The sequence below is a fragment of the Gracilibacillus saliphilus genome, assembly GCF_010994085.1.
GTDB lineage: Bacteria > Bacillota > Bacilli > Bacillales > Amphibacillaceae > Gracilibacillus > Gracilibacillus lacisalsi.
Map to the genome: position 1 here is coordinate 1 of NZ_WJEB01000033.1, position 7,530 is coordinate 7,530.

Genomic DNA, 7,530 nt, shown 5'->3' on the forward strand with positions numbered 1-7,530 from the left:
TTCTGGTTATAGAAAGGATAGAACTCATGGAACTACATATGGTGGAGAAATCGACTGGTTGATTTTGGATTAGTGTTGTGGAGCAAATCTTAACGAAGGCCGCCCACTTCCACTCCTGTGGGAACTGTTTGACCTGAAGATCCACTTTTTCGAGCGTTTTTTTGCTCGAAAAAGTTAGCTGAAGGGTAAACCCCACGGAAAGGGAAGTGGGCAGCCGGAGTGGCGGTTATGATCACGATATATGTCAAAATTACTTCATAGGCGACCGTGCATTTAGTTTCGAACAAAAAGTATCTTCATTTCTAAATAGAGTGTTTTGTTTTTCTGTGCTGTTATGAATGAATATTTAAAATCAACTTATACTAAGAACACCATTTTCCTCACAAGCAAGCTAATAGTAAAAGGATGATGTAATGTGCAGGAAGAAAAAGTATATATTCGACTCAAAAAAAAGATTGAAGTGAATAAACAACATTTAATTACTTTAAACGATATTGCCTTTATTACCGGAAATATTGATTATCTGAAAGAATTAGAAACTTTAAAAATTTATCAAATTACGGAGAAAGATCAAAATGTTTCTGTTATTGATGGTTTCCAATTATTAGATACCCTAGTAGAAACTTATCCTTTCCTTAGTGTTGAATTGTTAGGATCAAATCAAGTAATTGTAGAGATTAAAAAAAATGACAGAAAAGCTAATATCTTTTTAATCCTGTTAATCTGGCTACTTCTTTGTATTGGTTCAGCAATGGCGATTATGAATTTTCATTATGATGTCAGTATGGAAGAGGTACATCAAGGGTTGTATTTCTTGTTAACAGGGGAACAACAAAATAAACCACTATGGATTCAAATTCCCTATTCAATCGGTTTAGGCTTAGGGATGATCCTTTTCTTTAACCATATTTTCAAAAAACGTTTCAATGAAGAACCAAGCCCGTTAGAAGTTGAAATGTTTAACTATCAACAGGACCTTGATCATTATTTAATTTATCATGAGAATGTTCTAAATAAGCGCAATGACTCGTGAAATAGTATATATTGTAGTGGAAATCGCAATAGGATTCGGATCAGGGCTAATGGTAGGTGCGGGCTTTGTAGCTTTTTTAACTGTATTAGGAATTATACCGAGATTAGTTCAGCTAAGTAAATCAATTGACTGGATGAAATATTATCAAGCAAGTGTTATCGTTGGTGCCTTACTAGGTACATATTTATCTTTCACAGAGTGGACGTTGAACCTTCCAGTTTACATCTTAGGTTTCTGGGGGTTACTACACGGTATTTTTATTGGAATGTTGGCTGCTGCATTAACAGAAGTATTAAATGTATTTCCAATTTTGATGAAAAGATTAGGGATAGATAAAGAATTACTATGGTTATTAATGGCAATTGTGATCGGTAAAATAGCCGGGTCTTTGTTTCATTGGATCATCTTCGTAGATATTTTTTAAAGAAGGAGTTCATCATGAATAAAAAGAAAAATAAAACACTAGTAAATAAATTGCTAAGAAAAAATCAGGAATACATGAAAACAAAACTAGGTATTGATGTATCTTTTGATGTCGGATTCCGTGAACTTACTATTTTTGAGAAGAAAATCCAGTTATATTATGTTACTGGCTTAGTTGATACTGACTTTGTGATTGAAGTAATGAAAAAGCTAATTTCTATTAATGATGAAGAAGAATACAATAGTGAAATTTACGAAGTATTGAATAATCGTATCGTTCATCAACAGGTTGAAAAGGCGAAAACAATGGATGAAGCAGTCGATCAGATGTTATCTGGTCTACTTGTTATTTTTGTTGATGGTCAAGACGAATGTTTTATCGTTGATGTTCGTCACTATCCCGGTAGGTCACCGGAGGAACCTGATACAGAGAAAGTCATACGAGGCTCTAGAGATGGCTATACCGAAAATATTATTGAAAATACCGCCTTAACTAGAAGACGGATAAGGGATGAACGTCTACGTCATGAGATGATGCAAGTTGGTGAACGATCTAAGACAGATATTTGTATATCCTATATTCAAGATGTAGCTGATAAAGGGCTAGTAGATTTAATTAAAAATGAATTAGAACAAATTGAAGTAGATGGGCTGTCAATGGCCGACAAGACTATAGAAGAATATTTGGTGCAACAAGGGTTTAACCCTTATCCACTTGTCAGATATACAGAAAGACCAGACGTAGCTGCTACCCATTTATTTGAAGGACATGTTCTGATAATGGTTGACACATCCCCAAGTATGATAATTATGCCAACTACGTATTTTCATCATGTGCAGCACGCTGAAGAATACCGAGAATCTCCAGCAGTAGGTACATTTGTCCGCTGGATCAGGTTCATCGGGATTTTTGCTTCCTTATTTTTATTACCACTCTGGTTATTATTAGTGATAGACCCATCACTATTACCTGATAATTTACAATTTATCGGCCCCAATGAAACAGGGAACGTGCCAATCATTGTCCAAATATTATTAGCAGATGTAGGTATCGAATTTTTGCGGATGGCAGCCATTCATACACCAACGCCTTTATCAACTGCGATGGGCTTGATTGCAGCGGTATTAATCGGGGAAATTGCGATAGATGTAGGCTTATTTAGTGCAGAAGTCATTTTATACGTTGCGATAAGTGCAGTTGGGACATTTGCCACACCGAGTTATGAATTAAGTGTCGCAAATAAAATGGCAAGAATTATTTTAATTATTTTAACTTTTATCTTTCAAGTGAAAGGACTCGTTATTGGACTGACGATTTTTCTCTTGCTATTGATTTCGACGAGATCCTTACAAACGCCATATTTATGGCCATTTCTTCCTTTTAACGACAAAGCCCTATGGCAAATTTTATTCCGGGTGTCGATGCCATTGTCTAAAACAAGACCTAGTATAGTGAAACCTAAAAATAATCAAAAACAAGCATAATCTTAATTGTAAACACTTGAACTGGAGATAAGCCTGTGATAAATTATCTTTATACTTTGTTAGATTTTGTAGAAGTGGGAATTCTTTTATCCCTTGTCTACCTGTCTTCGTTAAGAAAGATGGGGATAAGGGATTTTTGTTTGATGAATAGAGGTAGAAGCTAGAGAGAAGGCGAGGGTTCAGGATGTTACATCCGTTTGCAGTTAATGGCGATGGCCATTTAACAATTGGTGGCTTGGATGCAGTTGATCTTACTAAAAAATACGGTACTCCACTATTCGTGTATGATGTCAATAAAATTCGTAAAAATGCAAGAGCCTTTGTAGATACCTTTAAAGAAGAAGGTGTGCAAGCACAGGTGGCATATGCGAGTAAAGCATTTTCATCTGTAGCAATGGTACAGGTTGCTAAACAAGAGAATTTAAGCTTAGATGTCGTATCTCAAGGTGAGTTATATACAGCATTGCAAGCAGGTTTTCCTGTTGAAAAAATTCATATGCATGGGAATAATAAAAATATCGATGAAATTTCGATGGCGGTAGAATATAATATAGGTTGTATTGTTGTCGATAATTTTTATGAAATAGATTTATTAGCACATGTTTTAAAAGAACAGAATAAAGAGATGGATGTTTTAATTAGAGTTACCCCTGGAATTGAAGCACATACACATGATTACATTTTAACTGGAAATGAAGATTCGAAGTTCGGTTTTGATTTAACAAATGGTCAAGCTGAAGAAGCTTTACAGAAATTAATGAAAATTGATGAGATCCATGTAAAAGGACTACATTGTCATATTGGATCTCAAATATTTGAAACAGATGGTTTTACAATGGCGATCGAAAGACTTTTTCAAACGTTAAAAGGGTGGAAAGATCGTTATAATTTTGAATCGGAAGTATTAAATGTTGGCGGTGGATTTGGTATTAGGTACACAGCTGAAGATGATCCTTTGCCACTTTCAAATTATGTTAAATCTTTAATTGATAAAATTAGCGAACAAGTGAATGAAAATGAGATGGCATTTCCTGAAATTTGGATAGAACCTGGTCGTTCCATTGTCGGAGATGCAGGGCTAACATTGTATTCCATTGGCTCTGTCAAAGAAATACCAAACGTTAGAAAGTATGTGTCCGTTGACGGTGGCATGACGGACAATTTGCGTCCAGCGCTTTATAACGCCAAATATGATGCAGTTATTGCCAATAATGTCAATGGAACGAATAAAGAGGAAATATCTCTTGCAGGAAAATGTTGCGAATCTGGTGATATGCTGATTTGGGATATAGAATTACCTAAAGTCACACAGGATGATATTATAGCCGTTTTCTCAACTGGAGCTTATGGGTACTCGATGTCTAATCATTATAATCGTTTTCCCAAACCTGCTGTAGTTTTTGTTGAAGATGGGCAAGATAAAATAGTTATTAAACGAGAGTCATTTAAAGATATGATCCAAAATGATTTGTCATATGAATAGGAGGATAAACATGAAACAAGCAGTAATAGAATTTGAAAATGGAGAACAAATTGTTATAGAGTTATTTGAAGAAGCAGCTCCTAATACGGTAGCTAACTTTGAAAAATTAGCAAATGATAAGTTTTACGATGATGTGATTTTTCATCGTGTGATTCCTGGTTTCGTTGCCCAAGGCGGTGATCCAACAGGGACTGGTATGGGAGGACCTGGATACACAATAAAATGTGAAACAGAGGGCAACCCACATAAGCATGTAGCAGGGTCACTATCGATGGCACATGCAGGGAAAGATACTGGTGGCAGCCAATTTTTCTTAGTACATGAACCTCAACCACATCTTGATGGTGTTCATACTGTATTTGGTCAAGTAACAGAGGGCATGGATACAGTTCTTCGCATCCGTCAAGGAGATACCATGAAAACTGTACGTGTTTCAGAAGTATAAAAGCAATTTCTTCAGTTGCCATAATTAGATAAAGATTGACATACAAATGGGAATATAATATTGTAAGTGGAGGAAAGCTCATATTCTATGAACTCGAAGGAACGATAGAAATGCGTAGAAAAAATAGTATACTTTTTCTTGTTTTACTAATTTTAAGTATTGTGTGGGGTTGTTATTATTGGTTTGGAATTGTATTTTCTTCCTAGTAATTGGAAATAATTAATAGTAACGACTTTTGTACGAAAACATAACATATCAATATACGAATTGTTATGAATAATGAGGGGTTCAATATGTTAATTCGCTTTAAAAAAAGATTTGAAAAAATAGCAATGGGTTTACTTTCCTTTATGCCCGAAGAAAAAGAAGTTTCAAAACTTCAAGATACCATTAAAGAATACGAATCAAATGAGGATTGGCAGTTATTTCTTTGGAAAGAAGAAGAAGATGTTCTAGGAGCAATTGGAGTATACCTGGATAAAGAATCCGCGTCTGCAGTTGTTCAGCATTTAACAGTTAATCCATCCCACCGTAACTTAGGGATAGGAAAGAAAATGGTCAATGCTTTAAAAAAACATTATGGTGCTACTTATGAAGTGATGGCAAATAAACAGACTGAAAAATTTCTACAAAAATGCAATGCAAATACGGATGAATAAAATCGTAAAGAACCTTTGCTAATCATGAAATAGCAAAGGTTCTTTTCAGTATGGATGGGTATATTTTTTTATCCAATAGAAAAGCTTATCACCAATTTGGTGATAAGCTGTGGTAAACTTTATTCTAGAACCAAGCTGCACCAACAATGATTAAAAGAATGAACAACACAACGATTAAAGCAAAGCCACCGCCGTATGAGTATCCCATTTTCAAACCTCCTAAAGATGTAATTAATCAATTATAAAATTGATTTCTCAACATTAATGTATGCAATTTTATTTATATGGTATAGGCATTTATAAGAAATAGCCTATAAATCTTTATTTTCATGTTGGAGGTATTCATTATGCCCGACCATTATCAAGTTAAATTAGAGACATTTGAAGGTCCATTAGATTTATTATTACATCTTATTAATAAATACGAAATCGATATTTATGATATTCCGGTTAAAGAGATAACCGCACAATATATGGCTTATATTCATACGATGCAACAATTGGAGCTAAATATTGCTAGTGAGTATTTAGTGATGGCAGCTACATTACTAGAAATCAAAAGTAAGCTGTTATTACCTAACCCAACGGTAGAAATTGAAGAAGAATATGAAGAAGATCCACGTGAAGAATTAATGCGACGTCTTATTGAATATCGAAAATATAAGGAAGCAGCGGAGCATCTTAAAGAAAGAGAAGTAGAGCAAAGCCAAGTACACACAAGACCACCACTGCAAATGGGACAAGAAGAATCATATCCATTACCTGAAGGTGGTGCCAATATATATGATATGATTGAAGCAATTGGAAAGGTATTGGAAAGAAAAAAGTGGAACCGGCCAATGGAGACCTCTGTGCAACGTCAAGAAATACCAATTGATCAACGGATGGATGAAATTATGGAGAAATTAGATGAATTCGAACATCCTATTTCTTTTTATCAACTTTTCCCAACCAAAACAAGAACATATATTGTTGCGACATTTATTGCAATACTGGAATTGATGAAACAAAGAAAGATAAATTGTAAACAGGAAAAACAGTTGGATGAATTGATCGTATATCGTTACCAATCCTAATGATTAATGATTGATGGAGGTTATCAAGTTGGATATAAATGATATTAAGGCGATAATGGAAGGTTTAATATTCGCTGCTGGAGACGAAGGGATACATAAGAAAGAACTGCGAAAAGTGTTAGATTTAGATAAAGATATGGCTGATCATTTAATTAATGAGTTAAAGTTTGAATATGAACATGCTAAACGAGGTATTATGTTAATGGAATCACAACAAGTGCTATTTTTAACTACAAAGCCAGAGCATAGTGAATATTTTACGAAATTGAAAGAAGCGAAAGTGCATGCTAAGCTATCTCAAGCAGCCTTAGAAACACTAGCAATTATCGCCTATTTGCAACCAATTACCAGGACGGAAATTGAACAAATTCGCGGTGTGAAAAGTGAACGACCATTACAAACCCTTATCTCCAGAGCATTAATTGAGGAAGTAGGTCGTAAAGAAGGAGTAGGGAGACCAATCTTGTTTGGGACAACTATCGAATTTTTAACTTATTTTGGCTTAAGTTCTATTGATGATTTACCACCGTTGCCAGAAGATATTAACGAAATCGATGTAGAACAGGAAGCTGACCTATTCTTCGATCGACTACAAAACATGAACGACTAACCCTGTAACTTACCCAAGTTACAGGGTTTTTCCTTTATATAATAACAGTACAAAATCCATATACTGCGAAGTAACTTAGACATAGATTTGCCTTCCTTCATTCTGAATTTTCATGAGTGCTACGATACGCTACGGCAAGATACTTCGCTTTCCACGGGCACGGCCTCAGCCAGGGAACTACTTGGAATTATCTTCTTTGCTCCCTTGCACCGAGGAAGCCACTTCGAAGCGTTACTAGAAGACTCAGGTGCATCACGGGGTCTTCGGCTCGCGCTGTTCCCGTAGGAGTCTACGTATCTTGCCTCCGCTTTGCGTA

9 protein-coding genes are annotated in these 7,530 nt (G+C 35.3%); 8 read left to right on the forward strand and 1 reads right to left on the reverse strand.

All coding sequences use genetic code 11. The features are described from left to right. The first annotated feature begins 415 nt into the window (after positions 1–415). The 6 genes from GHT08_RS17685 (at position 416) to GHT08_RS17710 (ending at position 5,528) form a co-directional block, all read left to right on the forward strand. Positions 416–1,033 (forward strand): stage V sporulation protein AA, encoded by a 618-nt coding sequence (locus GHT08_RS17685; protein WP_163582748.1) that lies wholly within the window; start codon positions 416–418, stop codon positions 1,031–1,033. Next, positions 1,023–1,457 carry a stage V sporulation protein AB gene (locus GHT08_RS17690; RefSeq protein WP_163582749.1) on the forward strand — a complete coding sequence of 145 codons (435 nt, stop codon included), beginning with the start codon at positions 1,023–1,025 and terminating at the stop codon, positions 1,455–1,457. The genes GHT08_RS17685 and GHT08_RS17690 overlap by 11 nt, the downstream gene beginning before the upstream one ends. Positions 1,458–1,471: 14 nt before the next feature. After that, positions 1,472–2,941 carry a spore germination protein gene (locus GHT08_RS17695; RefSeq protein WP_163582750.1) on the forward strand — a complete coding sequence of 490 codons (1,470 nt, stop codon included), beginning with the start codon at positions 1,472–1,474 and terminating at the stop codon, positions 2,939–2,941. 184 nt (positions 2,942–3,125) lie between these two features. Continuing rightward, a complete protein-coding gene (gene lysA, locus GHT08_RS17700; protein ID WP_163582751.1) occupies positions 3,126–4,424 on the forward strand; it encodes a diaminopimelate decarboxylase in 1,299 nt (432 codons plus the stop codon). Positions 4,425–4,434: 10 nt separating this feature from the next. Further along, positions 4,435–4,869 carry a peptidylprolyl isomerase gene (locus tag GHT08_RS17705; protein WP_163582752.1) on the forward strand — a complete coding sequence of 145 codons (435 nt, stop codon included), beginning with the start codon at positions 4,435–4,437 and terminating at the stop codon, positions 4,867–4,869. A gap of 293 nt (positions 4,870–5,162) precedes the next feature. After that, complete coding sequence (locus GHT08_RS17710) at positions 5,163–5,528, forward strand: GNAT family N-acetyltransferase (RefSeq protein WP_163582753.1); 366 nt, start codon at positions 5,163–5,165, stop codon at positions 5,526–5,528. A 124-nt stretch (positions 5,529–5,652) separates the two neighbouring features. Here GHT08_RS17710 and GHT08_RS17715 read toward each other — a convergent pair whose 3' ends face one another. Beyond that, entirely contained in the window at positions 5,653–5,736 is an 84-nt protein-coding gene (locus GHT08_RS17715) for a YjcZ family sporulation protein (RefSeq protein ID WP_018931611.1), read from the reverse strand. Positions 5,737–5,875: 139 nt separating this feature from the next. Between GHT08_RS17715 and GHT08_RS17720 the strand changes: the two genes are divergently transcribed. Both GHT08_RS17720 and scpB read left to right on the forward strand, forming a co-directional pair. After that, the gene (locus GHT08_RS17720) at positions 5,876–6,604 is read left to right on the forward strand and encodes a segregation/condensation protein A (RefSeq protein WP_163582754.1); all 729 of its coding nucleotides are present in this window, start codon (positions 5,876–5,878) and stop codon (positions 6,602–6,604) included. A 28-nt stretch (positions 6,605–6,632) separates the two neighbouring features. Beyond that, on the forward strand, positions 6,633–7,214 hold the full coding sequence (scpB, locus tag GHT08_RS17725) for an SMC-Scp complex subunit ScpB (RefSeq protein ID WP_018931609.1): 582 nt from the start codon (positions 6,633–6,635) through the stop codon (positions 7,212–7,214). Positions 7,215–7,530 lie beyond the last annotated feature (316 nt).